This window comes from Rathayibacter sp. AC451, assembly GCF_979253095.1.
On record NZ_CEEDBD010000001.1, the window covers coordinates 2150339 to 2175860 of the forward strand.

The window sequence follows — 25522 nt, forward strand, 5'->3', positions numbered from 1 at the left end:
CTTCACGCCCCTTAACGTCTGATGTAAGCTCGCTGCGACCCTGTCACGGCGAGAAGAGGACACGATGCACATCCAACGATCAGGCGTTCGAGGCGAGGAGCGTCCACTCGTCGTCGAGAAGGGCGTCTCCTACGACCTCAGCAGTCTTACCGCGGACATCGACGGCCCCTTCCTCGCGTCGAGCGGCCTCGACCGCGTCCGCGACGCCCTCGCGAACGGAAGCCTCCCGCGGGTCGACGCCGAGAGCGCGCGGGTCGGTGCGCCGATCGCACGACCGGGCAAGATCGTCTGCATCGGGCTGAACTACCGGGACCACGCCGCCGAGACCGGCGCCGCCGTGCCCGACGAGCCCGTGGTCTTCTTCAAGGACCCGTCGACGATCGTCGGACCGTTCGACGAGGTGCTCATCCCGGTCGATTCCGTGAAGACCGACTGGGAGGTGGAGCTGGGCGTCGTCATCGGCGCCGAGGCCCGCTACCTCGCCTCACCGGAGGAGGCCCGGGCCTGCATCGCCGGCTACGTCCTCTCGCACGACGTCTCCGAGCGCGAGTTCCAGCTCGAGCGCGGCGGCCAGTGGGACAAGGGCAAGAGCTGCGAGACCTTCAACCCGCTCGGCCCGTCGTTCGTACCTGCCGAGGAGGTCGACACCTCCGACCTGCGGCTCACCCTCTCGGTGAACGGCGTCGCACGGCAGAACGGGACGACCGCCGACATGGTCTTCGACCCCGCCTTCATCGTCTGGTACCTCAGCCGCTTCATGGTGCTGCACCCGGGCGATCTGGTGAACACCGGCACCCCGGCCGGCGTGGCCCTCGGCCTGCCCGGCACCCCGTACCTGCGCGCGGGCGACGTCGTCCGCCTCTCGATCGAGGGCCTCGGCGAGGCCGAGCAGACGTTCGCGCAGGCGGAGGAGCGATGACCGCCGCGTCCGGGGTCGAGGGCCTCGTCGCGATCGTCACGGGCGGAGCCTCTGGTATCGGCGCCGAGTGCGCGGCCCTGCTCGCCGACCGCGGCGCGCAGGTCGCCGTCCTCGACCGGAGCATCGAGGGTGTACCCGCGGACCTGCTCGGGGTGCCGTGCGACGTGACCGACCGCGACTCCGTCGATGCGGCGGTGTCCACCGTGCTCGAGCGCTTCGGTCGCCTCGACGTCGTCGTGAACAACGCCGGCATCGGAGCGGTGGGCACGATCGAGGAGAGCACCGAGGAGACCTGGCGAACCGTACTGGACGTCAACGTGATCGGCATCGCGCGCATGAGTGCGGCGGCTCTGCCCGCGCTCCGCGACTCCGGAGCCGCGTCGATCGTCAACCTCTGCTCCGTCGCCGCCACCAGCGGACTCCCCCAGCGCGCCGTCTATTCCGCATCCAAGGGCGCCGTGCACGCCCTGACCCTCGCGATGGCGACCGATCACGTCGCCGACGGGGTCCGCGTGAACTGCGTGAACCCCGGCACCGTCCACACCGGCTTCGTCGAGAAGAACCTGCGCGCGTTCGCGGATCCCGAGGCCGAGCTGGACGCGCTGAACCGCCGCCAGCCGATCGGGCGCATGATCACCGTTCGCGAGGTCGCCGAAGCGGTCCTCTTCCTGGCCGGCCGCACCGCCTCCTCCATCACCGGCACCGCGCTGGCCGTCGACGGCGGGATGGACACGCTGCGCGTCCGGCGCTGACCCCTCGCCCTTGGTCGAGGGCTCCCGTCAGGCCGCGACGCGCCGCCCCGCGGTGAACCGCACCGCGACCGTCACCACGAGCACCACGCCCGCTGCGGCGAGCGCCGCGATCCCCGCCGGCACCGACACCAGCTCCCCGCCGAACCGCCCCACGGCCACCCACACCAGCCCCCAGCACAGCGAGAGCATCGGGGCGAGGCGACCGCGGCCGGCCACGGTGAGCGCCACTCCGATCAGCGCGGCGACGGCCAGCACGACGACCGCCCACGCCGAGGCGCTGGGACCGTCGGCGCTGCCGACTCCTGCGCCCACGAGCGCCGCCGTGACGTTGGCGACGGTCGCCACGCAGACCCAGCCGAGGTAGAGGCCGAACGTGCCGTCGGTGACGACCGCGTCCACGACCCCCGCGGTGCGCGTCGTGCGCAGCAGCACGAAGATCCGGGCGAGGACCGCGAGCAGCAGGACGATCACCACGACGCTCAGCGCGAGCAGTCCGGCCTGCACGACCAGGATCCACGCGGCGTTCAGCAGCAGGCTCGCGGCGGCCCAGTAGCCGAGTCGGCGATGGCGGATCCTCGCGGCCTGCGAGGGGAGGAACTGCCAGATCGCGTAGGCGATCAGCCCCGTGTAGATCACGCTCCAGATCGCGAAGGCGGGTCCGTCCGGAGCGACGGGCGTCGAGGAGGCGCTCAGGGCGCCGCCCGCGGCGTCGGCGATCTGCGTCCCGCCGGCGGCACCGGAGCCGAGGAACGAGCCGACGAGCGCGAGCCCGGCGCTCACGGCGACGATCGACTGCCGGATCCGGTCGGCGCGGGTCGGGGGCTTCTGCAGGGGTCATGTCGCTCCTCAATCGATCAGCTGGCTGACTAATGAGCGTAGCGCGCTCCTCCCGGTGCCCGACGCGCCTCCCGGGAAGGTTCCAGGCCGCTCAGCCCTCGGCCAGAACCCACGGGAACGCGGTCGAGGTCGAGCGGGCCCCTGGCGCGCCTTCGACCGGTTCGCCTCGTCGAGATCGCCCAGGAGGTCCTCCGACTCGCGGACCAGCGCCGCGAACGCCGCGGTGTCGAGCCACTCCGGCCGCATCGCGAACAGGAGGTCCTCGGTCGCGGTGTTCCCGCTGGCACCCGGAGCGAAGGGGCAGCCGCCGAGGCCGCCGAGCGCTCCGTCGACGACCGACGCGCCGGCCTGCACCGCGGTCAGCGCGTTGACGACTCCCGAGCCCCAGGTGTCGTGCCCGTGGAAGACGATCTCGCGCGGGGGCGTCTCGGCGACGACCCGCGAGACGAGCGACGCGACCTGGCCGGGGTGCGCCTGTCCGAGCGTGTCGCAGATGACGATGTCCTCCGCACCCTCGGCCCGGGCGTCGTTCGCGATCGCGAGCACCCGCTCCTCCGGTACCTCGCCCTCGAACGGGCAGGTGAAGGACGTGGCGATGCAGAGCTGGATGCGCCCGCCGACTCCGTGGGCGAGCGCGACGGCGTCCGGCATGGCGTCCAGGCTCGCCTCGGTGGGGCGGCCGATGTTCGCCCGGTTGTGCGAGTCCGAGGCCGAGAAGCAGTACTGGAAGTTGCGGGCCCCGGCGGCCGCGGCCTTCTCGATGTGCCGCGGAGTGGCGACCCACACCCAGCTCCTCCTCGAGCTCCTCGGGGGTCAGCGCCTCGATCACCTCGAGCGTGTTCGCCATCGGAGGCACCACGTCACCGCGGGCCATCGAGCCGATCTCGAGCTCGGGCACCCCCGCGGCGAAGAGCGAGCGGGCGAGCCGCACTTTGCGCTCGGTCGAGAGCATCCGCCCCGTGAGCTGCAGTCCGTCGCGGAGGGTCACGTCGCGCAGGCGGGCGGTCATCGCTCGTCCCCCGCTCCGGAAGTGCGGGTGGTGGTGGCGCCCTGCAGCATGGCCAGGACCTCCTCGGTGTCGTGCCCCAGCGCGGGGGCGAGTGTGCGGAGGGGGAGCGACCGGCCGCCGAGCACGGGGACGACGCCGGGGAACCCGACGCCCTCGATCACGCCCGACCCGGTCTCGACGTCGAACTTCTGGATCATGTCGCGAGCCGCGTACTGCTCGCTCGAGCTGATGTCGGCCGCCGTGTAGATCGGGCCGGAGGGGACGCCGCTCTCGTCGAGGATCGCGAGGGCCTCGGCGGAGGTCCGCGTCGCGGTCCATGCGCCGATCGCGGCGTCGAGCTCGTCGCGGCGCTGCCAGCGCAGGTCGTTGGTCGCCAGGCCCTCGTCGGCGGCCAGGTCCTCGCGGCCGATGATCTCCATGAAGCGCTGGAAGATGGCGTCGCCGTTGCCCGCGATGACGATGCTCGACCCGTCGGAGCACGAGTAGGCGTTGGTCGGCGCGATGCCCTCCATCCGCCCGCCGACGCGCTCGCGGACGATGCCGTGCGCCTGGTAGTCCGGGATCAGCGACTCCATCATCGAGAACATCGCCTCGTTGAGCGCCACATCGATCACGCGCTCCTCGAGCGGAGCGGGTCCGAGCCCGGCCGCCCGCCGGGTCTGCCGCTGGAACAGCGCCATCATCACTCCGTAGCCGGCGTAGAGCCCCGCGATGGAGTCGCCGATCGAGACGCCGACGCGGACGGGCGGACGATCAGGATCGCCCACGAGCTCGCGGAAACCGCCCATCGCCTCCGCGACCGCCGCGAACCCGGGGCGCTCGGAGAGGGCCCGGTCTGCCCGAACGCCGAGATCCGCCCGATCACGATGTCGGGGTTCGCCTCGTTCAGCACGTCCGGCCCGATGCCCCACTTCTCGATCGTCCCCGGACGGAAGTTCTCGAGCACGACGTCGCACTCGGCGGCCAGGCGGCGCACGGCGTCGCGCCCCTCCTCGGTGCGGAGATCGAGCGTGATCGACTTCTTGTTGCGGTTGACGGCGTGGAAGAGCATCGACGTCGTCGACCCGGGATGCAGACGCCACTTGCGCAGCTCGTCTCCGGTGCCGGGCCGCTCGACCTTGATCACCTCGGCCCCGAAGTCGGCCAGCAGGCGGCCCGCAGTGGGGGCCGCGATGAAGTTGCCGAGCTCGAGCACGCGGAGCCCGTCGAGCGGGGCGATGCGGGGTGCGGGGGTCATGATCCGCCTTCCGGTCGGGTCGGACGAGGACGGGCGCGCCGCCCGCTGCGGAGCGGACGTCGATCGCGCACCACTCCGAGTGTGCCCTGTTCCGAGCGCCCCAGGGAGGCGGGAGTCCACCCCCTCCTGGCTGTCGGAGGCCGGACGTACACTGACGGGACACCATGCGCAGACACAGCTCGGCCCCGCGTCCCCAGTGGCGCGCCCGCCTCGACGAGGTCGGCTTCAGCTTCTACGACCTCCCCTCGGAAGGCGGTCGGCCCTACTGGAACGAGCTCGCGGCCTACAGCTTCGCCCCCGCCGAGATCGACCTGCTCGAGGGCGTGACGAAGGAGCTGTTCGACCTCTGCATGGAGGCGTGCGAGAAGATCGTGCGCACCGGCCGCTTCGCGGAGTTCGGCATCCCCGAGCGCTTCCACGAACTCGTCCGCACCTCCTGGGACGAGGACGACCCCACCGTCTACGGGCGCTTCGACCTCGCCTACGACGACCGCGGCGCGGTGAAGCTGCTCGAGTTCAACGCCGACACCCCGACCTCGCTCGTCGAGACGGCCGCGGCGCAGTGGCAGTGGCTGATCGACGTGCACGGCCCGGACGCCGACCAGTTCAACAGCCTGCACGAGCAGCTCGTCGAGCAGTGGCGCCACCTCCGGCTCGAGCGCTGGACGCTGGACGAGGGCGCCCGGCTGCACCTCGCGTCGCTGCGGGACTCCGGCGACGGCGAGCTGATCGTCGAGGATGCGGACACCGTCGCCTACATGGCCGAGACGGCGGCGCAGGCGGGCTTCGACCCCAAGCTGATCTTCGTCGAGGACATCCGCTACGAACTCGACGGCACCGGCTTCGTCGATGCCGACGGCGAGCCGATCCGGTGCATCTTCAAGCTGTACCCGTGGGAGTGGATGCTCGGCGAGCAGTTCGGCGGGCTCCTGCTCGACCGGCGCGAGCGCACCCGCTGGGTCGAGCCCGCGTGGAAGCTCCTGCTCAGCAACAAGCAGCTGCTCGTGGTGCTCTGGGAGATGTTCCGCGGGCACCCCAACCTGCTCCCCGCCTCCGTCGAGCCGCTCGTCGGCACCGCCCAGGTGCGCAAGCCGCGGCTGGGCCGCGAGGGGGCGAACGTCACCGTCCTCGACGCCGACGGCTCGGTGGTCGCCGAGAACGGCGGCGCCTACGGCGAGGAGGGCTTCATCCACCAGGCCCGCGCCGAGCTCGCCCGCATCGACGGGAAGACGGTCGTGATCGGCAGCTGGATCGTCGGCGAGACCCCGGCCGGCATCGACGTCCGCGAGACGAGCGGACCCATCACGGGCGACCTCGCCGAGTTCGTGCCGCACTACATCGAGGGCGGGCGCACGGACCCCGTCTTCGGCAGCCCCCGGGAGCAGGCCCGCCCCCACGACGCCCGCGACGCCCGCGACGCCCGCCCGCAGGACGAGGAGACCCGATGACCGACCCCGAGGACCGTCCTCGCGACGCCCGCCCCGACGGCGACGACGCCGCCGGCACCACCCGCACCGACCGCCGCCGCTCGGGCGATGTCGGCATCAGCGGCATCGCCTCCAAGCGCCGCGGCCTCATCATCGGCGGGGTCGTCGCGGTCGGGGCGATCGGCCTGGCCGTCGCGCTGAGCGCCGGCGATCCGTCGACGGACGGAGTCGTCACCACCGGCGCCGACGGCGAGGACTACGTGATCCCCGAGAACGCCGAGCGACCCGTCTACGCGAGCCGCGAGGACTGCCTGGCGGACGTCCGCGAGCAGATCGCGAAGCTGCAGGCCGAGGGCGAGACGGTCGCCGACGATCCGGAGCAGCTCTGCGAGGCGACCGACGAGTACCGCGGCCACTACGCGGGCGGCTTCTGGCTCGGTCCGCTCATCTTCGCGTCCTCGCGCTGGAACTCGACGCGCGCGACCAGCTGGGCGCCCGTGACCAGCGGAGGGTTCGCCGCCCGCGGGGCGACTCAGCCCGACGTCGTGCAGAGGGCCCCCGCCGGCGCGACCGTCGGCTCGAAGCAGACGCTCTCGGGCGGCTTCGGCTCGACCGGCAAGTCGGGCTTCGGCTCGAGCGTCGGCGGCTGACGCCGCGCGTCGGCCTGTTCCGAGCCCCGGGACTCAGGCCCGCGCACTCCGGAGGGAGTCGATGGCCTGCTGCGCCGCGCGCTTCACGTCGCGGTCGGGATCGCGGAGCATCGCCGTGAGCGTCTGCTCGACGCTCGCCGCGAACTCGCCCTTCTCGTCGCGTCCGGAGCGGATGCCCGCGGTCGCCACGGCGAGCAGCGCACGCGCTCCCGCGGACCGCACGCGCGGGTGCTCGTCGGTGGTGAGGCGCGCGAGCTTCTTCTGACCACCGAGGACGCGCTCGGTGCAGACCCTGGCGCACATCTCGCGCACCCGCCACGAGGCGTTGGCGAGACCCGCGACGACGGCGTCGGCCGCCTCGTCGTCCCACACGTAGAGCAGCGCGCGGGCACCCCAGAGCTCGGGCCAGTACAGCGACGGTGCGCCCTTGAGCACGCCGTCGGCGTGCTCGCCGCCGACCACGAGGAGGAAGGACTCCCCCTCGTAGCCGCCCGTGAGCAGGGCGGCGGAGCGCAGCGCGACGGTGCGCTCGCCCTCGCGGGCGATCTGGGCGCGCAGGCGCTCCTCGAGGGGATCGGTGAGGATGACGGTGGGTTCGCTGTCGGATGCCATGTGGTTCCCCAGAGTAGTCGGGACGCGGCTACCGGGCCCTCCGCTCCATCACGAGATGCACCACTCCGGACGGCGACGGCACGGCCTCGATGTCGAAGCGCTCCTCCAGCCCCTCGAGCCCGTCCCACAGCCGCTCGCCGCGGCCCAGCACGATCGGCACGACGACCACGTGCAGGTGGTCGATCAGATCCGCCTCGAGGAACTGCCGCACCGTGGCGACGCCTCCGCCGATCCGCACGTCGAGACCGCCGGCCAGCTCGCGCGCCCTCGCAAGCGCGGTCACCGGGTCGGCGTCGACGAAGTGGAAGCTCGTGCCCCCGGCCATCTCGAGGACCGGGCGCGGATGGTGCGTCAGGACGACGACCGGCGTGTGGAAGACGGGGTCCTCGCCCCACCAGCCGCGCCAGTCCTCGTCCTCCCACGGCCCGCGCTGGGGGCCGAACTTGTTGCGCCCCATGATCTCGGCGCCGATGCCCTCGCCCCAGCCGCTCGCGAGGGCGTCGTCGACTCCGCGCGAGCCGGGGCCGTCACCGGGCAGCCCCATGTCGCGGAAGGTGCGGGTGGGCGTGGCCCAGCCCATCAGCCGGTGCCCGGCGTGGCCGAACGGCGACTCGAGCGTCTGCCCCTCTCCGGCGCCGAAGCCGTCGAGCGAGACCGAGAAGTTGTGCACGCGGACGAGGGACACGGCGCCTCCAGAGGATCGGGGATCGCGGCTCACTGTAGGCCTGCCGCCGGACGCCGGGAAGACCTACTGCCGGAGGCATGGGGCGCGGAGCGGGATCGGGTGCGGCGCTCCTGCTCGTACTCGCCCTGGGCGGCTGCACCACCGCCGGGATCTCCTGCGCCGAGAGCTACTGGCACAACTCCGTCCTCGTGGTCGGCAGCGGTCCGGGGCTGCAGGAGGTGGCCGATGTCACCGTCTGCGCCGGTGACACCTGCTCGACGGCGTCCGACGTCGCTGCGGACGACGAGATGCGCGAGTACTTCAGGACGCACAACGTGGGCGGACCGTGGCTCCTCGGCATCGCCCAGGAGCTGCCCGACGAGATCGCGGTCAGCGCCGTCGACTTCGCGGGCCGCACGGTGCTCGACGCGGACCACCCGGTCGAGTGGAGCGGGATCCGGGAACCGAACGGCGACGGATGCGGCGAGCAGGCCGACACCGCCGAGGTGCAGGTCGACTTCCCCGGGCGACAGGATCAGCGTTCGTAGACGTCCCGACGCCCCCTTCCGTGTGCCGAGCCCGCGTAGCGTGGAGCGCATGGAAGCCGCCTCGATCGAGATCGTGCGCTTCGTCGTGTCGCCGCTGCACCGCTACGAGGGCCGGCCCGCCGACGGGGCGATCCCGTTCGAGGGCAACGAGCAGCCCGATCGGATCGAGATCCGCGCCGGCCTCGGCATCGTCGGCGACCGCTACTTCGCCCAGCGGGCGCACCGCACCGCGGCGATTACCCTGTTCGCGATCGAGTCGCTCGAGCACGCGGCCGCCGAACTCGGAGCAGGGCCCTTCGACCCGGCCGACGCGCGCAGGAACATCACCCTCCGCGGCGCCGACGTCGACGCCCTCGCGGGCCGCACGTTCGCGCTGGAGCAGGACGATCAGCGCATCGAGTTCCAGGGCGGCCGGCCGGCCAACCCGTGCGCGTGGATGAACACCGCCCTAGCACCCGGCGCCCACCAAGCCCTGCGGCGACGCGGCGGCGTGCGCACGGCGCCCCTGGGCAACGGCGTCCTCCACCTCGGCCCCGCGCGGCTGATCCTCCACCGTTCGGAGGACATGCTCATCTGAGGGCTCCGGCGAGCCCCTAGGCTCACTGCGACCACCCCGCCGTCGAAGGAGGCGCCCGTGCCCCGAAGCCTCCCCTCGGTCGCCCTCGGCGCCCGCGCCCGCCTCCGCGACGCGTTCGCCACCGCACGCTCCCGCCGCCGCGATCCGCGCCGCCGCTACAGACGCACCGACGTCTCCGTCCAGCGGATCCACCACGAGGACGTCTGGGCCCGCGTCAGCACCGTCGGCCGCACGGGCGAGCGCACCTTCGTGCTCGTCCCCGGCATCGGGGTCGCCGCCACCTACTTCGAGCGCCTCGCCCCCGCGCTCAACGAGTTCGGTCCGGTGCACGCCCTCGACCTGCCCGGCTTCGGCGGCGTCCCGCACCCGCCGCACGCCCGGCACATGACCATTCCGGACTACGCCGCGCTCGTCGGCCGGGTGATCGACGAGCTGGGGCTCGTGGATCCCGTCGTCCTCGGCCACTCGATGGGCACCCAGGTCGTCGCCGAGCTCGCCGCTCAGCGCCCCGAGCTCACGACGATCGTGCTGCTGGGCCCCGTGATGAACCGGCACGAGCGCCGGGTCCCGATCGCGGGCCTCCGCTTCGCCCAGTCGAGCCTCCGGGAGCCGCGGCGGGTGGCCGTGTTGGCCGCCGGCGCCTACCTGCTCTGCGGCCCGCGCTGGTTCTCGCGGGTGCTTCCCGAGATGATGCACTACCCGATCGAGCGGACGGTGCCGCGCGTCCAGGCGTCCGCACTCCTCATCCGGGGCGAGCACGACCGGCTCGTGCCCCGGGAGTGGATCGAGGAGCTGGCCGGGTCGATGCCGTTCGCCCGCGCGTGGGAGATCCCGGAGGCCGCGCACTCCGTCATGCACGCGCACGCCGAGGAGGTGGCGCGGCTCTGCGTCGAGCACGCGCGCGCCCCGCAGCCCGACCGCGGCGAGGCCGAGCTGAAGCGCTACCCCGACGACGAGATCGACCACTCCGAGGAGGACGCTCCGATCGCCGATCCGCTCGGCGCCGCCCGCGGTCGCGTGACCGAGCTGGTCGGCATCCTCACCGACGACGACTCGCTCATCGCCGAGGGCAAGACCCAGCACGCCGAGGCGACCGATCCGGCAGCCCTGCGCGACGACGACGCCGAGAACGCGCACAGGGGCTGAACGGGCTGAGCCTCAGGACTCCTCGCCCACGATCTCCTCGCGGATCCGGCGCAGGTCCTCGGCGAGCGCCCCCACCAGGATCCAGTGCTCCGGATGCGGCGTCGCGATCACGAGCGGCGCGGTGAGCGCGGGCAGCTCGTCCGTGATCGCCTCCGGCTCGGGCACGTCCACGGCCGACTGCACCAGCAGCCGCAGGTCGTGCGCCGCCCGGTGCAGCTGCACGGCGATGTCCGAGATCGTCGGCTCGCGCACTAGCTCCACGTCGTACAGGTCGTGCACGGTCCGGGTCATGCCGCGGACTCGGGTCACGATCCTGGCGAGCCGCGGAGTGACGGAGTCGAGCGCCTCGAGCCGGTCGCGGTGCGCGGAGCGGCGCGGGTTCAGCCGCAGCGATTCCTCCCCGGTGGCGATCGCGGCCTCGGCCTTCAGCTGCATCGTCTGCAGCAGCCGCGCGTTGATCAGCAGCTCGTCGAGCCGCCGCCGCTCGACCGGGGTCTGCAGGGCGTCGCCCAGGTCGTCGAGCGCCGCGGCGACCTGGGCCGTCAGGTCGCCCACCGCCCGCTCGGCCGGACCGAGGACCACCGGCGGCACGATGAGACCGTTGACGACGACTCCGACCGCCGCCCCGATCAGCGTCTCGACGATGCGGTCGAACGCGTAGTTCGGAGTGACGGCGCCCACCGAGAGCACGAGCATCGCGCTGATCGGGATCTGCACCGCCGACGCCGGCGTCAGCCGCACGGCCCAGCCCACCGCGATCGCCGCGACGATCGCGATCAGCACGATCACGCTCTCGCCGCCGAAGAGCGTGCCGATGACCGAGCCGAGGACGACGCCCAGGATCACCCCGACGCTGCGCTCGAGCGCTTTCGCGAACGACTGGTTCACGCTCGGCGCCACGACGAGCAGGGCCGCGATGGCGCCGAACACCGGCAGCGTGCCGGGGAAGATCGCGGCCGCGACACCCCACGTGACCACGGTGGCGACGGCCGTCTTGACCAGCTGCAGCAGCGGCGGCCGGGTGGCCACAGTGAAGCTGGAGGTCAGGCGCATGCTCCCACGGTAGCGAGCACGGCGGAGCGGAGGCCGAGGATCTCAGCGCTCGTGCGCCGACTCCACGCTCGCGAGGACCGCGCGGAGCGAGCGCGCCGCCTCGGCCCGCTGCGCCGCGGACACGCCCGCCAGCAGCTCGCGCTCGACCGCGAGCACCTCGGGGAACGCCCGGTCGATCAGCTCGACGCCGTCCTCGGTCAGCGCGATCAGCGCCCCCCGCCCGTCGGCCGGGTTCGCCGACCGCACGACGAGCCCGCGCGTCTCGAGCGCGTGCAGCCGCTTCGTGATCGCGGGAGCGGAGGCGAGTCCGATGGTCCGCAGCGCGCTCGGCGACCGCGGCTCCCCCGCCCGCCGCAGCGTCGTCAGCACGTCGAACTCGCCACGGGTGAGTCCGTGGGCGGCGAGCCGCTCCTCCGTCGCCCGCACGACGAGCGCGGAGGCGCGGATCAGCCTGCCGATCACGTCGACCGCCTCGGTATCGAGCTCGGGCCGCAGCATCGCCCAGCCGGCCCGGATCTCGTCGACGGCGTCGCGGGCTGGACTCTCTCGATCGTTCACGAGTAAAGTATATCCGGTTCACCCGTGAACCACTTCCGGCCGCCGCCGCTCGGATCCACCCACCGAGAGGACGCCGTGCCCACCACCCTCCTGCCCCCACTCCCGCACCCCAAGGAGCTCGTCGCCCTCGGCCCGCACGCCGGCGCCCACCGCGTCGCGATCCGCGCCGGCGTCTCGATGGCCGTGCCGCTCCTCGTGCTCTGGGCCTTCGGGCGCACCGATCTCGCGCTCTACGCCACCTTCGGCGCCTTCACGGCGCTCTACGGTCGCCAGCACACGCACCGCCCGCGCCTGTGGATGCAGCTCTCGGCCGCCGGCTACCTCGTCGCGACGGTCACGATCGGCACCGCCGTCGCCCTCTCCCCCGCCCGCGAGTGGCTGATCATCCCCGTGGTCGTCGCCGTCGCGGTGGCGGCCGCCTACCTCACCGATGCCCTGCACTGGCACCCGCCGGGCCCCCTCTTCCCCGTGTTCGCCGTGACCGCGTGCGCCTCCGTGCCCACCGACGCCTCGCGCATCCCGGAGGCGTTCCTCCTCTCGGCCGCGTCCGCCGCCTTCGCCCTCCTCGTCGGAGTGGTGGGAGTCGCCGCCCCGAGCGCCCGCCGCCTCCCGCCGACCCCGTGGCGCACCTCGTTCCGCGCCGCCGCCGCCCGCTCGACGACCCGCGCCGCGATGCTCCGCTTCGGCGCGGTCGTCCTCGTCTCGGGCGCGATCCCCACCGCCACCGGCCTCGGTCACCCCTACTGGGCGATGGTCGCCGCTGTCGCCGCCGTCTCGGGCGCCGACGTCACCGCCCGCCTGGTCCGCGCGGGCCACCGGATGCTCGGCACCGTCGTCGGAGTCGCGATCGCCGCCGCCCTCCTCGCCCTCCCCCTGTCGCCGCTCGCCACGATCGCCGTCGTCGTCCTGCTCCAGGTCCTCGCCGAGCTCTTCGTCGGACGCAACTACGGACTCACCCTGGCCTTCGTGACCCCGCTCGCGATCCTCATGGTCGAGCTGGCCCACCGCACCGACGAGCTCGTCCTCCTCCGCGACCGCGCCCTCGAAACCGCCATCGGCGTGGCCGTCGGAGTCGTCGCGACGCTCCTCGCGCACGCGGCGTCGTCCCGCCGCCGGCCGTAGAACCCCGTTCCACGATCACGAGGCGCCTTTCCGCGCTCGACCTCCATCCGCACTCGTGCGCGTCTCACCTGTTTGCATGCAAACGCAGCTCACTGATCCGGCGTCCTGACGCCGATCTACGGTCAGAGCGAAGCGGCAGGCATCATTCAGGCTCCCGCTTCATCGTTCGCGCGGTGGGCGCACGGTCATCGCTTCCCCCAGCGCACCGCCGGTGAGTGGGGGTGGAGCGCCCCTCTTCTCACAGGAGTGACCGACGGGCGCAGGCTGACGGTGCCGTTCGCGGCCCTCGCCGAAGGTTTCATCATCGAGTCCTTCCGTCGGGTCGGGCTTCCGATGGCCAGGATTCGACCGGCGATCGAAGTCCTTCGGAAGGAGATCGGCCTCTAGCACGCTCTTCTCAGCGAGCGCCTCCAGACCGACGGCGCCGAGATCCCCTACCGGAACGGGGAGAACGAGCTGGTCGTCGTTCGCAATCATCAAGGCGTGTTCAACGAGGTGGTCGCCGAGTTCCTGCAGCACATCACCTACCGAGGGGGATTCGCTGACGCCGTTCGCCTCCCCGCCTTCGAAGCGGTGGATGTGGTCGTCGACCCGCATCGGAACGCCGGTCAGCCGACGGTCGATCGAATCGGCGTGCGCGTGGAGGACATCGTCAGTCGGGTTCGAGGTGGCGAGCCGATGGAGGATGTCGCCGACGACTTCGGACTTCGGCGTGCCGAAGTGAAGTCTCTGATCCTCAAGGCGGCGTGACGTGCCGGTGGCTCGCTTCCTCCTCGACAGATCACTCGGCCAGAGAGCGCTGATCGGGAGGTTGCGAGCCGCCGGATGGGACGCGCGCACTCTGGCCGAGGAATTCGGCGACCACCGGGCGCAGGGCATGCGGGATGAGGAGTGGATCAGCGAAGGAACCGACGCGGGGTTCGTCCTTCTTGCCAAGGATCACCGCATAGCCAGTCGGCCTCTGGAGGCGCAGTCCATCGCACGAGTCTCCGCCCAAGTCGTGGTGTTCGCTCGCGGTGACCTGACGAGCGGTGCGGATGGGCGATCTCTGCATCGAGTTCGCCGACAGGATCCACGAGCTCGGCACCAAACCGGGACCGTACGTCTACTCCATCGCAGCTCACGGGCTCACTCGGAAGCGACTCGACCTCCCGATATGGATCTCGTACACCGGGAACGACGAAGGCCCCCTGCTTCCGGGAAGCAGGGGGCCTTCGACAGTGGCGGTACCGGTGGGATTTGAACCCACGGTGGACGCAAGCCCACACATGTTTTCGAGACATGCTCCTTCGGCCGCTCGGACACGGTACCGGGGTCGAGTGTACGCGACGCTCACAAGTCGCGCCAATCGGCGCGGGATCGAGGGGCCGGACGGGTCAGACCACCGCGGGCAGGAGGAACGAGAGCACGCGGTCCCACTCCGAGACGGCGAGCAGGTGTCCGCGGCCGGGGACCTCCTCGAGGCGCGAGTCGGCCAGTCGGGCGGCGTACCACTCGCCGTGGAGGCGGCCCGACCTCGGCGTCCTCGGCTCCGTAGAGCAGGAGCGCGGGCGAGGCGACGGCGTCGACCGCGAAGCCCCAGTCGAGCAGCGTGTAGCCGATGATGTCGGCGGCCATGCCGGTGGCGCCCTGGGCAGCGGCTCGCCCGAGCATGCGGAGGAGGCGGTCGCGAACGCCGGGCGCCTCGAGCAGCGGGGCGTCGGCCTCGCTCGCGCCGAGCATCCCGAGGAGGGCGGCCGGAGCGGGAGCCGGGCCGAACGCCTGCTCGAGCGCGGCGCGGAGGGTCTGGACGGCGTCGGCCACCGGCAGCGCGCGCAGCGACTCGAGCATCGCCCGGTTCTCGTCGCCGACCCACGGCACGGCGTCGTCGGGCGCCGGAGTCGCGAGCACGGCCACGCGCTCGACGAGGCCCGGGTAGTTGGCCGAGAGCGCGAGCGCGACGCGGCCACCGGCCGACCAGCCCGCGGCGGCGACGGAGGCGATGCCGATGGTGGCGAGGTACTCGGCGATGTCGGCGGCGGCCTGCTCGGGGGTCGCGGGGGCGCCGGCCCCCGCCTGGTCGAGGTCGTTCAGCAGCTCGGAGTCGCCGTAGCCGGGGCGGTCGAACGACAGCAGCCGGACGCCGTGCCGGGCGGTCGCCGCGGGGTCGGGATCGAGATCGGCCGAGCCGGGGGCGGGGTGCGCCAGCACGACGACGTGCTCGGCGTCCTCCGGACCTGTCCAGGAGACCCCGAGCGCGCGGCCGGATTTGAGGTGGTGCACTGTCGACGCCATGGGGTCATCCTCCCGCAGACCTCCGACAGCGCCGGCGCGCCGCTCGGGGCGAGCCTCTCTCCACAGGCGGCGATCCTGCACCGTTCTCCCCGGCGCGGGCGCGGCACCCTCGCGTGTCGGTGCCGCCCGGTATCGTCGAAGACACGTTCGAAGGAACGTCCGATGTCGGAGGCGGCTCCTAGCCTCGTTGCAGACCCCCTCCCCCACCTCCCACCCGCTCCGGAAGGACCTCATGGCCGCCTCGAAGACGCGCACCGCCGCCTACCGCTGCTCGGAGTGCGGCTGGACGACCGCCAAGTGGGTCGGCCGCTGCGGCGAGTGCCAGCAGTGGGGCACGGTCGTCGAGAGCACCGAGCGCACGGGGCTGGTCCGCGCGGTCGCGGCGGTGGCCCCGTCCGCGGGGCGCGTCGCCCGGCCGATCACCGAGATCCCCACCACGTCCGGGGCGCACCACCGGCCGACCGGCGTCGGCGAGCTCGATCGCGTGCTCGGCGGCGGCATCGTCTCGGGTGCGGTCGTCCTGCTCTCGGGCGAGCCCGGCGTGGGCAAGTCGACGCTGCTGCTCGAGGTCGCGTCGCGCGCCGCCGCCGAGGGCCAGCGCGTCCTCTACGTCAGCGCCGAGGAGTCGGCCGCGCAGGTCCGCATGCGCGCCGAGCGCACCGGAGCGATGCACGACAGCCTCTACCTCGCGGCCGAGACCGACCTCGCGACGGTCCTCGGTCAGATCGACGAGGTGCAGCCCGACCTCCTCATCGTCGACTCGGTGCAGACCGTCGCGAGCGACACCGTCGACGGCCTGCCCGGCGGCCCGAGCCAGGTCCGCGAGGTCGCGGCCACCCTGATCCGGGTCTGCAAGGAGCGCGCGCTTCCGCTCGTGCTCGTCGGGCACGTGACGAAGGACGGCTCGATCGCCGGCCCGCGCCTGCTCGAGCACCTGGTCGACGTGGTCTGCCACTTCGAGGGCGACCGCCAGACGGCACTGCGGTTCGTCCGCTCGCTCAAGAACCGGTTCGGCCCGACCGACGAGGTCGGCTGCTTCGAGATGACCGCCGAGGGCATCGCCGAGATCCCCGATCCGAGCGGCCTCTTCCTGTCGCGTACCCGCTTCCCCACCCCGGGCATCTGCGTCACCGTGGCGATGGAGGGGCGGCGCGCCCTGCCCGTCGAGATCCAGGCCCTCGTCATCGCCAACGACGGCGAGCACCCGCGCCGGGTGACGAACGGAGTCGACGCCTCCCGCGTCGCGATGATCCTCGCGGTCCTCGAACGGCAGGCGGGCATCCCGCTGCGGCGCTGCGACGTGTACGTCTCGACGGTCGGTGGAGTGAAGCTGATGGAGCCCGCCGCCGACCTCGCCATCGCCGTCGCGATCGCCTCCGCCCACGCCTACACGCCGCTCCGCCCCGGCATCGCCGCGTTCGGCGAGATCAGCCTCTCCGGCGACATCCGACCCGCCTCCGGAGCGAAGCAGCGCGCCAACGAGGCCACCCGCCTCGGGCACTCCTCGCACCTCGACTCCGGCGCCTTCACCCTCTCGAGCGCGATCACCCACGCCCTCGTACCGGTGCCGGAGCGCATCCCGGAGGGCCGCTCCGGCCCTCGATCGAGGATGCAGGGCGCTTAGACCCCGCCGCCTCCGCCGCCCCCGCCGCCGCCTCCCCGAGCTGCCGCCCCCTCCGGCACCGCCGCTCGACGAGCTCGTCGACGAGCCCACGAAGCTCGACGCCGACGACGAGAACGACGACACACTGCCCGCGAAGGCCGCCGCGTGGAACCCGCTCGACCCCGAGTACCAGACCGGGTCCTCACCCGCCCGCTCGTACGCCACGGCCAGCGCGCTCGCCCACTCCGATTCGAGTCCGAGCAGCACCGCCCACGGCAGCAGCCGCTCGGTCACCTCCACGACCTCCACCGGACCGAGCCGGCTCCGTTGCGCCCCCTCGGGCGACTGCAGCATCGCGAACCGGTCGGCCTCCGCCAGCTTCAGGTACAGCTCCAACCCGCGCAGATGGTCCCGCAGCTCCGCCCCCGCAGAGGTCAGCGGCACCTTCGCCAGAAGAACGCACACCGTCGCGCCCACCGCGATCGCGACCAGCACCAGGACGAACGGCAGCGCTCCGCCCAGCGACGCGACGAGCAGACCCGCACCGCCGACCACCGCGAGAATCGCGGCCACGACGGTGGCCAGGATCAGCCACACCGACCCGCGGACGGTCCCCGGACGCCGCAGGCCCTCCTCCTCCAGCCGCTTCGGCAGGGCGCTCAGGAACCCCGTGACCGCCTTGCCGAACTCCTTGTCCTTGTCCGACAGGTCGCGAACAGCACCCGGCGCGGGCGAGGGCCCGAACGCGATGTCGCGGAAGCGCTGCTCGTCGACCGCCAGGGCCGCGGTCGACCGGCGCCCCGCAGCGACACCTGCGCCGGATCGAGCACCCGCAGCAGGAAGGCCGGCTTCCCCCTGGGCCCCTCGATCTCCTCGATCCGCGCGAAGCGCCGCACCGCCGCGTCGACCAGCGCGGCCGCCGCGGCCCGGGTGGTCTTCGACCGCAGCTGCGCCGACAGGAACAGCCCCTGCAGCGGCGGCTCGTACTCGGCGATGATCGTCGGCCGCCCCGGCGCGTCCTTCAGCACCGTCGCCCTGCGGTGCGCCGCCGCGGCGAGGAGCGCCAGCAGCGCCACCAGTCCGACCAGCTGCACCCACCCCCACGCCGAGGCGAAGTAGCTGTCGTCCCGCGGAGTGAAGGTGCCCGGAGCGAAGCCCACCGCGACGGTCACGTTCTCGCCGGCCGCCAGATCAGCGCCCGTCGCCGTCACCACCGAGTCCCCCTCCTCGAGGACGCACCCCTCCGTCGAGCCGGCGGCACCGCGGTAGCACGAGGCCGTGCCGGTCGCCGCCTCCGCGAGCCCTGGGCCGAGCTCGATCCGGATCCGGTAGTCGTCGAACGGCTGCCGCCAGGCGGTGCCGTTCGTGTCCCAGTAGAACTCGTCCTCTCCGCTCGAAGTGCCGGAGGCGGGCAGGGTCACGTTGCGCTGCCGGTAGGTGAAGACGTACGTCTGCTCACCCGCGACGTAGTCGTCGGAGGCACTCGTGACGATCAGGACATCGTCCTCCGTCTCGGTCTCGATCGGACGCGGCGCTCCGTCCTCGTCCGTCACCGACACCAGCTCGACGTCCGTCGGATGCCCGTCGAAGCGGAGCGGGATCGCGCGCTGCATCCCGCGGTTCTGGTTCCGCGGGAACTCGGCGACGAAGGTCTCCTCGGTCGTCAGCGTCGAGCGGCCCTCGTCGTCGCGGTCGAGCACGAAGTCGGCCGAGTACTCCGAGAAGCGGAAGTCGTCGACTCCGGCCACGAGACCGCTCGCCGACGCGGCGGGCGCGGCGAGCAGCGGAGCGAGGAGCAGCCCGGCTGCGGTGACGGCGGACAGGACACCGGTGGGAATCGCCCTCATGCTCCCGAGCGTAGGCGCGCGACGTGGCGGGCCGCGTCCGTCGGACGGGCGAGAACTACTGCAGCAGGAACTGCGTCGTCGACCCCGACGGGATCCCCGCGATCGACACCGACAGAGCGTAGGCCGCCCCTTCGGCCGAGACGGCCTCCCGCCCGCCGGAGCAGGTGTCGGGCGAAGAGCGGGTGCGGTCCCACGTGATGGGGCTGCCGGTCACGGTCCGGCCCGCCTGCAGGAGGACCTCGGGATCGAGGCGCCGATCTGGCAGTCCGTCGACGTCCAGATCGGGTCGGAGCCGCTCGTGATGGTGAAGACCTGCTGCGAGGTCCCCGCGTCGATGACGCAGTCCGAGTTCGAGATGTTCGCCAGCGACAGCGAGAGCTGCGGGTTCTCCCCGGAGGCGTAGCTCGTCGCGTCCGTCACCGCCGTGACCGCGACCATGTCGGCCGTGCAGTCGGGGACCGCCCCGGACGCGGCGGGCATCGACGACGGGTAGAGCGTGGGCAGCGGAGTGGCCGTGGGGCTCGCACTGCCCGCGCGCGATGATCCGGCCCAGGGCTGCAGCGACAGCACGACCGCCAGCCCCGCCACGATCACGAGGAGGGCGAGCAGGACCCCCGCCCTGCGCCTGCGGTAGACCGCGGAGGGCAGGCGGCGGGGTGGCGGAGTCACCGGAACAGGCTACGACGCCGCAGCCGTCAGAGCGTCTTGAGCATGCGGGTGTTGCCGAGCGTGTTCGGCTTCACCCGCGCCAGGTCGAGGAACTCGGCGACGCCTTCGTCAGGCGAGCGCAGCAGCTCGGCGTACACCTCGGGGTCGACGACCTTCTCGCCGATGGGCGAGTACCCCGTGCCGCGCGAAGAAGTCGACCTCGAAGGTCAGGCAGAACAGGCGCTTCAGCCCGAGCTCGCGGGCGTCGTTCTCGAGCCTCTCCAGGATGTGGTGGCCGACGCCGCGGCCGAGCCAGCCGTCGGCGACGGCGAGGGTGCGCACCTCCGCGATGTCGTCCCACATGACGTGCAGGGCGCCGCATCCGATGGCGTTGCCCTCGCCGTCCTCGGCGATGCGGAACTCCTGCACCGCCCCGTAGAGCACGACGCGGTCCTTCCCGAGCAGGATGCGCTCGTTGACCAGGGGTTCGCTCAGCTCCTGGATGAAGGGGACGTCGCTCGTGCGGGCCCGGCGCACCGGGTACTTCCAATCGGCCATCGGACAAGCGTAGGGCCTGGTGGACGCAGGTCCTGGTGAGCACGGGGCCGGAACGACGACGAGCCCGCCCCCCTCCGGAGAGAGGGACGGGCTCGTCGTGGTCGTGCGTGCTACGCCATCAGGTCGGGCGTCGCCGGGCCGGCGGTCGCCGCTCCGGTCGTCGCACCGGCGCTGATCGAGATGAGGCGCGGAGTCGTCGTGAAGACGAACTTCCCCTCGGCGAAGTCCACGTGGATGTGGTCTCCGGAGCCGAGCTGGCCGTGCAGGATCTGCTCGGACAGCTGGTCCTCGATCTCGCGCTGGATCGCGCGGCGGAGGGGCGGGCACCGAGGGCCGGGTCGAACCCGACCTCGATGAGGCGCTCCTTCGCCGGCTGCGTCAGCTCGACGGTCATGTCGCGGTCCAGCAGACGGTCGCCCAGGCGCTTGATGAACAGGTCGACGATCTGGAGCAGCTCGGGCTTGGACAGCTGCGGGAAGACGATGGTGTCGTCCACGCGGTTGAGGAACTCGGGCTTGAAGTGCTTCTTGAGCTCCTCGTTGACCTTGCCCTTCATGCGGTCGTAGCCGGTGGCGTTGTCGCCCTCGATCTGGAAGCCGACGGGGCCGCCGGCGATGTCGCGCGCTCCGAGGTTGGTGGTCATGATGATGACGGTGTTCTTGAAGTCGACCACCCGGCCTTGACCGTCGGTCAGGCGTCCCTCCTCCAGGATCTGGAGGAGGGAGTTGAAGATGTCGGGGTGCGCCTTCTCGATCTCGTCGAAGAGGACCACGCTGAACGGCTTGCGGCGGACCTTCTCGGTGAGCTGGCCGCCCTCCTCGAAGCCGACGAACCCGGGAGGGGCGCCGAACAGCCGCGAGACGGTGTGCTTCTCGCCGTACTCCGACATGTCGAGCGAGATCATCGCGTTCTCGTCGTCGAAGAGGAACTCGGCGAGCGCCTTCGCCAGCTCGGTCTTGCCGACGCCCGTGGGGCCGGCGAAGATGAACGACCCGGAGGGGCGCTTGGGGTCCTTGAGCCCGGCGCGGGTGCGGCGGATGGTGCGCGAGAGGGCCGCGATGGCCTCCTCCTGACCGATGACGCGCTGGTGCAGCGCCTTCTCCATGAAGACGAGCCGCGAGGACTCCTCCTCGGTCAGCTTGAACACCGGGATGCCGGTCGCCTGGGCGAGGACCTCGGCGATCAGGCCCTCGTCGACGACACCGGTCGCCTTGACGTCGCCCGACTTCCACTGCTTCTCGAGGCGCAGGCGCTCACCGAGCAGCTGCTTCTCCTCGTCGCGGAGCGAGGCGGCCTTCTCGAAGTCCTGGTCCTCGATCGCGGCCTCCTTCGCGGCGCGGACGACGGCGATGCGGTCGTCGAAGTCGCGCAGCTCCGGGGGCGCCGACAGGATCGAGAGGCGCAGGCGCGCGCCGGCCTCGTCGATCAGGTCGATCGCCTTGTCCGGGAGGAAGCGGTCGCTGATGTAGCGATCGGCCAGGTTCGCGGCCGACACGATGGCGCCGTCGGTGATGGAAACCTTGTGGTGCGCCTCGTAGCGGTCGCGCAGGCCCTTGAGGATGTTGATCGTGTGAGGGAGCGACGGCTCCGCCACCTGGATCGGCTGGAAGCGGCGCTCGAGAGCGGCGTCCTTCTCGAAGTGCTTGCGGTACTCGTCGAGCGTGGTCGCGCCGATCGTCTGCAGCTCGCCGCGGGCGAGCAGCGGCTTGAGGATCGAGGCGGCGTCGATCGCGCCCTCCGCGGCCCCTGCGCCGACGAGCGTGTGGATCTCGTCGATGAAGGTGATGATGTCGCCGCGGGTGCGGATCTCCTTCGTCACCTTCTTCAGGCGCTCCTCGAAGTCGCCGCGGTAGCGGGAACCGGCGATGAGCGAGCCGAGGTCGAGCGTGTAGAGCTGCTTGTCCTTCAGCGTCTCGGGCACGTCGCCGCGCACGATCGCCTGGGCGAGGCCCTCGACGACGGCGGTCTTGCCGACGCCGGGCTCGCCGATCAGGACCGGGTTGTTCTTGGAGCGGCGCGAGAGGATCTGCATCACGCGCTCGATCTCCTTCTCGCGCCCGATGACCGGGTCGAGCTTGTTGTCGCGCGCGGCCTGCGTGAGGTTGCGGCCGAACTGGTCGAGGATCTGCGAGCCGCCCTGGGGCTGCTGCTGCTCTCCCCCGACCGCGACCTGCTCCTTGCCCTGGTAGCCGGAGAGGAGCTGGATGACCTGCTGGCGCACGCGGTTGAGGTCGGCGCCGAGCTTCACGAGCACCTGCGCGGCGACGCCCTCGCCCTCGCGGATGAGCCCGAGCAGGATGTGCTCGGTGCCGATGTAGTTGTGGCCGAGCTGCAGAGCCTCGCGGAGCAGAGCTCGAGCACCTTCTTGGCGCGCGGCGTGAAGGGGATGTGCCCCGTCGGCTGCTGCTGCCCCTGGCCGATGATGTCCTGGACCTGCTCGCGCACCGCGTCGAGCGAGATGCCGAGGGACTCGAGCGCCTTGGCGGCCACTCCCTCGCCCTCGTGGATCAGCCCGAGCAGGATGTGCTCCGTGCCGATGTAGTTGTGATTGAGCATCTTGGCCTCTTCCTGGGCCAGGACGACGACGCGCCGTGCGCGATCGGTGAATCTCTCGAACATGCTGTCACTCCCTACGGAACCCGCAGGGGTGGGCTCCGATAGAGACGACTGTAACCAGCGCTCCCCCGGGTCGGACCCCCTGTTCGCCCTGGGCGTGAGGGCGATCGCGGAGGGTCGCCGACGAGGGCTCCGGGACGCGACGTCTCGATTGCGCACCGTCCGTCCTCTGGAGGATGCGCACGGCGTTCCGCGACGGCAGGATGGCGATGCGCTGCCGCAGTGGTGGCGCGTCGTCATCCCGGGGAACCGTCTGCATGAACCGCACCACCCGTCCACTGCTCGGCAGCGCTTTCCTCGCCGGCGGCCTCGTCGTCGCCCGACGCCGCAGCGCGAGCGCCTGACGCGCGACGAAGGGGCGTCCGAGCCCGAGGTGCGCGAGCACTCCGGTCCGGGCGCCCCGATGACCACGGGGCGAGCACTGCTGGCGGTGCTCGCCTCCGTCGTGCCCGGGCTCGGCCATCGGATGCTCGGCCGACCCCGGGCGGCGATCGTCCGAGCGGGAGCAGCCGTCGTCGCCGTGCTGGTCGTCGCCCTGACGGCGGCGGTCGTGCTGCGGGATCCCCGCACCCTCGTCGGTCTCGCCACCGACACCCGGGCGCTGCTGCTGCTGGGCGTCGTCGGGGCGCTCATCGGGGTGTTCTGGGCCTCGGGTCCGATCGCGGCGGCCCTCCTCGCCCGGCAGGGCCCCGCACCGGTTCCCGCCCTCGCCGTGGTCACCGTGCTGGCCGTCCTGGCGCCCCTCGGAGCGACGACCTGGTGGGTCTCGACCGTCTCGGCCCAGCACCGCCTCCTGACCGCGATCTCCGCCTCCGGCGCCGGCGCCGAGCCCGTCGACGGCCGCTACAACATCCTGCTGATGGGGATCGACGAGGATCCGCTGCGCGACCAGGTGCTGCTGCCCGACTCCCTGACCCTCGTCAGCGTCGACGCCGTGACCGGGCGGAGCGTCCTCTTCGGGATCCCGCGCACCGCGTCGAACTTCCTCTACCCCGCGGACTCGGCGCTCGCGGGCGCGCTCCCGCAGGGCACCCGCTGCATCGCCGGCTGCGGCATCAACCACACCTACCAGTACGGCCTCGAGCATCCGGAGCTCTACCCCGGCAGCGCGGACCCCGGCGCCGACGCGATGCGGGACGCGGTCGAGGGCTACACCGGTCTGCCCGTCTCGGCCACGGTCTCGATCCGCATGACCGGCTTCGTCGACCTCGTCGACGCCCTCGGCGGGGTCTCGGTCGTGGTGAACCGCCCCGTCCTGCAGGCCGGAGTGCCCGACGACGGCAGCGGCCGTCCCGTCGAGTACGGCCCGCCGATCGCGACCGGTCTGCAGCATCTCGACGGCGGCGAGGCGCTCTGGTTCGCCCGCTCGCGCGTGAACACCTCCGACGCCGACCGCTCCGAGCGCCAGGGCTGCCTGCAGGCCGCCCTGTTCCGCCAGGCCGACCCGCTGACCGTCCTGACCCGCTTCGGCGCGATCGCCCGCGCGGGCGGCGAGAACGTCTCGACGAGCCTGCCGGCCTCCTCCCTCCCCGCGCTCGCCCGCCTGGCCGTCGCCGCCCGCGAGCACCCGTTCGTGCGGGTGGAGCTCGGCCTGCCCCTGACCGTCCCCGAGCAGCCCGACACGGAGCTCGTCCACCGCAGCGTCGCCGACGCGATCGCGGGCGCGCGGGAGGACGACGCGACGACGATCGAGGTGCCCGAGGCGGGGACGCCGGTGGAGGGTCCCGCGGTCAGGGCGCCCGCGGTCGCGGCGCCCGCAGCGCCCCCTCTCGCCGGAGCCGGTCGAGCCCGCGTGCAGCGTCCCGTGACCCTCCTCCGCAGCTCCATGCAGAGGCATACACTTCCCGCATGAGCAACCTGGAGAAGCACCCGGACGAGCACCCGGTGCCCTCCGCCCGCGGGACGACGGCCGAGCCCGAGTCGATCCGGACTCCGCCGGTCGAGATCCTCGAGGCGCGCCTCGTGCCCCTGGGCGGCCCGCGCGCCATCGAGGTGCGCCGCACCCTCCCCCAGCGCTCTCGCTCCACGATCGGCGCCTGGTGCTTCGCCGACCACTACGGCCCCGTCACCCTGGGCGAGGAGGCCGGGATGGACGTTCCGCCGCATCCGCACACCGGTCTCCAGACCGTCAGCTGGCTCTTCGAGGGCGAGATCGACCATCGCGACAGCGTCGGCAGCCACCAGCTCGTGCGGCCCGGCGAGCTCAACCTGATGACCGCCGGCACGGGGATCTCGCACTCCGAGGTCTCGACCGGCGGCGCGCCCGTGCTGCACGGCGTGCAGCTGTGGGTCGCCCTGCCGGAGAGCGCGCTGGGGGTCGCGCCGTTCTTCGAGCACCACCGCGGCGTGCGGGTCGAGCTGCCGGGCGCCGTGGTCCGCGTCGTCGTCGGAGCGATGCTGGGCGCGTCCGTCCCCGCGAGCACGTTCACCCCGCTCCTCGCCGCGCAGATCGACCTCGAGCCCGGAGCCTCCCTCGAGCTGCCGGTCGACGCCGCCTGGGAGCACGGGGTCCTGGTGGACGCGGGCCCCGTTCAGGTCGAGGGCATCGAGGTGGCGCGCGCCGATCTCGGCTACGTCGCGCCCGGGCTCTCGACACTCCGCCTCTCGGCGGGCGAGGGCGGCGGGCGCGTGATGCTGCTCGGCGGCGAGCCGTTCGAGGAGGACCTCGTGATGTGGTGGAACTTCGTCGGGCGCAGCCACGACGACGTCGCCGCCGCGCGCGAGCGCTGGCAGGCCGACGTCATCGCGGGGAGCGACCCCTCCGGTCCGTTCGGCGCGGTCGCCGGCTACGACGGCCCCGCGCTCCCCGCGCCGACGCTGCCGTCGGTCCGGCTGAAGCCCCGGCGCCGGGCCTGACGGACCGGC

General features: G+C 72.5%; 23 protein-coding genes, 1 tRNA gene and 5 pseudogenes. 14 read left to right on the forward strand and 15 right to left on the reverse strand.

Annotation, left to right across the window (positions count from 1 at the left end; translation table 11 throughout):
• Window positions 1–64 precede the first annotated feature (64 nt).
• Both AC0CID_RS10280 and AC0CID_RS10285 read left to right on the forward strand, forming a co-directional pair.
• Window positions 65–919: a fumarylacetoacetate hydrolase family protein gene (locus AC0CID_RS10280; protein WP_465226731.1), complete on the forward strand. Its 855-nt coding sequence runs from the start codon at window positions 65–67 to the stop codon at window positions 917–919.
• On the forward strand, window positions 916–1671 hold the full coding sequence (locus AC0CID_RS10285) for an SDR family NAD(P)-dependent oxidoreductase (protein ID WP_465226732.1): 756 nt from the start codon (window positions 916–918) through the stop codon (window positions 1669–1671). The genes AC0CID_RS10280 and AC0CID_RS10285 overlap by 4 nt, the downstream gene beginning before the upstream one ends.
• A gap of 27 nt (window positions 1672–1698) precedes the next feature.
• On the opposite strand, the gene AC0CID_RS10290 is transcribed toward AC0CID_RS10285, so the two are convergent.
• From AC0CID_RS10290 to AC0CID_RS10300, 3 genes and pseudogenes are all read right to left on the reverse strand, one after another.
• A complete protein-coding gene (locus AC0CID_RS10290) occupies window positions 1699–2451 on the reverse strand; it encodes a tryptophan-rich sensory protein (RefSeq protein ID WP_465226733.1) in 753 nt (250 codons plus the stop codon).
• Between the two features lie 148 nt (window positions 2452–2599).
• Window positions 2600–3517, reverse strand: a pseudogene (locus AC0CID_RS10295) (beta/alpha barrel domain-containing protein).
• Window positions 3514–4754, reverse strand: a pseudogene (locus tag AC0CID_RS10300) (CaiB/BaiF CoA transferase family protein). The pseudogenes AC0CID_RS10295 and AC0CID_RS10300 overlap by 4 nt, the downstream one beginning before the upstream one ends.
• A 164-nt stretch (window positions 4755–4918) precedes the next feature.
• Here AC0CID_RS10300 and AC0CID_RS10305 point away from each other — a divergent pair.
• Window positions 4919–6202, forward strand: coding sequence for a glutathionylspermidine synthase family protein (locus tag AC0CID_RS10305; protein ID WP_465226734.1), 1284 nt, complete (start codon window positions 4919–4921; stop codon window positions 6200–6202).
• The gene (locus tag AC0CID_RS10310) at window positions 6199–6831 is read left to right on the forward strand and encodes a hypothetical protein (protein ID WP_207407363.1); all 633 of its coding nucleotides are present in this window, start codon (window positions 6199–6201) and stop codon (window positions 6829–6831) included. Before AC0CID_RS10305 ends, AC0CID_RS10310 begins: the two co-directional genes overlap by 4 nt.
• A 33-nt stretch (window positions 6832–6864) precedes the next feature.
• Here the strand turns inward: AC0CID_RS10310 and AC0CID_RS10315 are convergent, their stop codons facing one another.
• Together AC0CID_RS10315 and AC0CID_RS10320 are read right to left on the reverse strand one after the other, a co-directional pair.
• A complete protein-coding gene (locus AC0CID_RS10315; protein WP_242683438.1) occupies window positions 6865–7443 on the reverse strand; it encodes a HEAT repeat domain-containing protein in 579 nt (192 codons plus the stop codon).
• A 28-nt stretch (window positions 7444–7471) separates the two neighbouring features.
• Entirely contained in the window at window positions 7472–8128 is a 657-nt protein-coding gene (locus AC0CID_RS10320; RefSeq protein WP_465226735.1) for a dihydrofolate reductase family protein, read from the reverse strand.
• Between the two features lie 77 nt (window positions 8129–8205).
• Between AC0CID_RS10320 and AC0CID_RS10325 the strand changes: the two genes are divergently transcribed.
• Genes AC0CID_RS10325 through AC0CID_RS10335 form a run of 3 tightly spaced genes read left to right on the forward strand, consistent with a single transcriptional unit; the run spans window position 8206 to window position 10378 of the window.
• Entirely contained in the window at window positions 8206–8655 is a 450-nt protein-coding gene (locus tag AC0CID_RS10325; protein WP_465226736.1) for a hypothetical protein, read from the forward strand.
• A gap of 49 nt (window positions 8656–8704) precedes the next feature.
• Window positions 8705–9232: an MOSC domain-containing protein gene (locus tag AC0CID_RS10330; RefSeq protein ID WP_465226737.1), complete on the forward strand. Its 528-nt coding sequence runs from the start codon at window positions 8705–8707 to the stop codon at window positions 9230–9232.
• A 57-nt stretch (window positions 9233–9289) separates the two neighbouring features.
• The gene (locus tag AC0CID_RS10335) at window positions 9290–10378 is read left to right on the forward strand and encodes an alpha/beta fold hydrolase (RefSeq protein WP_465226738.1); all 1089 of its coding nucleotides are present in this window, start codon (window positions 9290–9292) and stop codon (window positions 10376–10378) included.
• Between the two features lie 12 nt (window positions 10379–10390).
• Here AC0CID_RS10335 and AC0CID_RS10340 read toward each other — a convergent pair whose 3' ends face one another.
• The gene (locus tag AC0CID_RS10340) at window positions 10391–11431 is read right to left on the reverse strand and encodes an FUSC family protein (protein WP_465226739.1); all 1041 of its coding nucleotides are present in this window, start codon (window positions 11429–11431) and stop codon (window positions 10391–10393) included.
• Between the two features lie 42 nt (window positions 11432–11473).
• Window positions 11474–11989 carry a MarR family winged helix-turn-helix transcriptional regulator gene (locus AC0CID_RS10345; protein WP_465226740.1) on the reverse strand — a complete coding sequence of 172 codons (516 nt, stop codon included), beginning with the start codon at window positions 11987–11989 and terminating at the stop codon, window positions 11474–11476.
• A 75-nt stretch (window positions 11990–12064) separates the two neighbouring features.
• Between AC0CID_RS10345 and AC0CID_RS10350 the strand changes: the two genes are divergently transcribed.
• From AC0CID_RS10350 to AC0CID_RS10365, 4 genes are all read left to right on the forward strand, one after another.
• Window positions 12065–13111, forward strand: coding sequence for an FUSC family protein (locus tag AC0CID_RS10350; protein ID WP_465226741.1), 1047 nt, complete (start codon window positions 12065–12067; stop codon window positions 13109–13111).
• A gap of 114 nt (window positions 13112–13225) precedes the next feature.
• Window positions 13226–13498, forward strand: coding sequence for a hypothetical protein (locus AC0CID_RS10355; protein WP_465228080.1), 273 nt, complete (start codon window positions 13226–13228; stop codon window positions 13496–13498).
• A 96-nt stretch (window positions 13499–13594) separates the two neighbouring features.
• Window positions 13595–13861, forward strand: a complete 267-nt coding sequence (locus tag AC0CID_RS10360; protein WP_465226742.1) for a DUF433 domain-containing protein — start codon at window positions 13595–13597, stop codon at window positions 13859–13861.
• 7 nt (window positions 13862–13868) lie between these two features.
• Window positions 13869–14354 (forward strand): PIN-like domain-containing protein, encoded by a 486-nt coding sequence (locus AC0CID_RS10365; protein ID WP_465228081.1) that lies wholly within the window; start codon window positions 13869–13871, stop codon window positions 14352–14354.
• Here AC0CID_RS10365 and AC0CID_RS10370 read toward each other — a convergent pair.
• Window positions 14333–14422, reverse strand: a tRNA-Ser gene (locus tag AC0CID_RS10370). The genes AC0CID_RS10365 and AC0CID_RS10370 overlap by 22 nt on opposite strands.
• 21 nt (window positions 14423–14443) lie before the next feature.
• Window positions 14444–15385 carry an alpha/beta fold hydrolase gene (locus AC0CID_RS10375; protein WP_465226743.1) on the reverse strand — a complete coding sequence of 314 codons (942 nt, stop codon included), beginning with the start codon at window positions 15383–15385 and terminating at the stop codon, window positions 14444–14446.
• 232 nt (window positions 15386–15617) lie between these two features.
• Between AC0CID_RS10375 and radA the strand changes: the two genes are divergently transcribed.
• Window positions 15618–17009: a DNA repair protein RadA gene (radA, locus tag AC0CID_RS10380; RefSeq protein ID WP_207408009.1), complete on the forward strand. Its 1392-nt coding sequence runs from the start codon at window positions 15618–15620 to the stop codon at window positions 17007–17009.
• Between the two features lie 267 nt (window positions 17010–17276).
• Here radA and AC0CID_RS10385 read toward each other — a convergent pair.
• From AC0CID_RS10385 to AC0CID_RS10410, 6 genes and pseudogenes are all read right to left on the reverse strand, one after another.
• Window positions 17277–17738, reverse strand: a pseudogene (locus tag AC0CID_RS10385) (DUF2207 family protein); the annotation flags it as partial.
• A complete protein-coding gene (locus tag AC0CID_RS10390) occupies window positions 17648–18835 on the reverse strand; it encodes a DUF2207 domain-containing protein (RefSeq protein ID WP_465226744.1) in 1188 nt (395 codons plus the stop codon). The pseudogene AC0CID_RS10385 and the gene AC0CID_RS10390, both read right to left, overlap by 91 nt.
• Before the next feature lie 55 nt (window positions 18836–18890).
• Entirely contained in the window at window positions 18891–19049 is a 159-nt protein-coding gene (locus AC0CID_RS10395) for a hypothetical protein (protein WP_465226745.1), read from the reverse strand.
• Complete coding sequence (locus AC0CID_RS10400) at window positions 19046–19504, reverse strand: hypothetical protein (protein ID WP_465226746.1); 459 nt, start codon at window positions 19502–19504, stop codon at window positions 19046–19048. The genes AC0CID_RS10395 and AC0CID_RS10400 overlap by 4 nt, the downstream gene beginning before the upstream one ends.
• Before the next feature lie 26 nt (window positions 19505–19530).
• Window positions 19531–20041: pseudogene (locus AC0CID_RS10405) on the reverse strand (amino-acid N-acetyltransferase).
• A 110-nt stretch (window positions 20042–20151) separates the two neighbouring features.
• A pseudogene (locus tag AC0CID_RS10410) lies at window positions 20152–22660 on the reverse strand (ATP-dependent Clp protease ATP-binding subunit).
• 400 nt (window positions 22661–23060) lie between these two features.
• On the opposite strand from AC0CID_RS10410, the gene AC0CID_RS10415 reads away from it, so the two are divergent.
• Together AC0CID_RS10415 and AC0CID_RS10420 are read left to right on the forward strand one after the other, a co-directional pair.
• Window positions 23061–24509 carry an LCP family protein gene (locus tag AC0CID_RS10415; RefSeq protein ID WP_465226747.1) on the forward strand — a complete coding sequence of 483 codons (1449 nt, stop codon included), beginning with the start codon at window positions 23061–23063 and terminating at the stop codon, window positions 24507–24509.
• Window positions 24506–25513, forward strand: coding sequence for a pirin family protein (locus AC0CID_RS10420; protein WP_465226748.1), 1008 nt, complete (start codon window positions 24506–24508; stop codon window positions 25511–25513). Before AC0CID_RS10415 ends, AC0CID_RS10420 begins: the two co-directional genes overlap by 4 nt.
• Window positions 25514–25522 lie beyond the last annotated feature (9 nt).

Excerpts from the sequence above, each read along its gene's own strand:
- AC0CID_RS10280 (WP_465226731.1), top strand. The coding sequence starts at position 65 with ATGCACATCCAACGATCAGGCGTTCGAGGCGAGGAGCGTCCACTCGTC.
- AC0CID_RS10285 (WP_465226732.1), top strand. The coding sequence starts at position 916 with ATGACCGCCGCGTCCGGGGTCGAGGGCCTCGTCGCGATCGTCACGGGC.
- AC0CID_RS10305 (WP_465226734.1), top strand. The coding sequence starts at position 4,919 with ATGCGCAGACACAGCTCGGCCCCGCGTCCCCAGTGGCGCGCCCGCCTC.
- AC0CID_RS10310 (WP_207407363.1), top strand. The coding sequence starts at position 6,199 with ATGACCGACCCCGAGGACCGTCCTCGCGACGCCCGCCCCGACGGCGAC.
- AC0CID_RS10315 (WP_242683438.1), bottom strand. The coding sequence starts at position 7,443 with ATGGCATCCGACAGCGAACCCACCGTCATCCTCACCGATCCCCTCGAG.
- AC0CID_RS10325 (WP_465226736.1), top strand. The coding sequence starts at position 8,206 with ATGGGGCGCGGAGCGGGATCGGGTGCGGCGCTCCTGCTCGTACTCGCC.
- AC0CID_RS10330 (WP_465226737.1), top strand. The coding sequence starts at position 8,705 with ATGGAAGCCGCCTCGATCGAGATCGTGCGCTTCGTCGTGTCGCCGCTG.
- AC0CID_RS10340 (WP_465226739.1), bottom strand. The coding sequence starts at position 11,431 with ATGCGCCTGACCTCCAGCTTCACTGTGGCCACCCGGCCGCCGCTGCTG.
- AC0CID_RS10375 (WP_465226743.1), bottom strand. The coding sequence starts at position 15,385 with ATGGCGTCGACAGTGCACCACCTCAAATCCGGCCGCGCGCTCGGGGTC.
- radA (WP_207408009.1), top strand. The coding sequence starts at position 15,618 with ATGGCCGCCTCGAAGACGCGCACCGCCGCCTACCGCTGCTCGGAGTGC.
- AC0CID_RS10390 (WP_465226744.1), bottom strand. The coding sequence starts at position 18,835 with ATGAGGGCGATTCCCACCGGTGTCCTGTCCGCCGTCACCGCAGCCGGG.
- AC0CID_RS10415 (WP_465226747.1), top strand. The coding sequence starts at position 23,061 with ATGACCACGGGGCGAGCACTGCTGGCGGTGCTCGCCTCCGTCGTGCCC.
- AC0CID_RS10420 (WP_465226748.1), top strand. The coding sequence starts at position 24,506 with ATGAGCAACCTGGAGAAGCACCCGGACGAGCACCCGGTGCCCTCCGCC.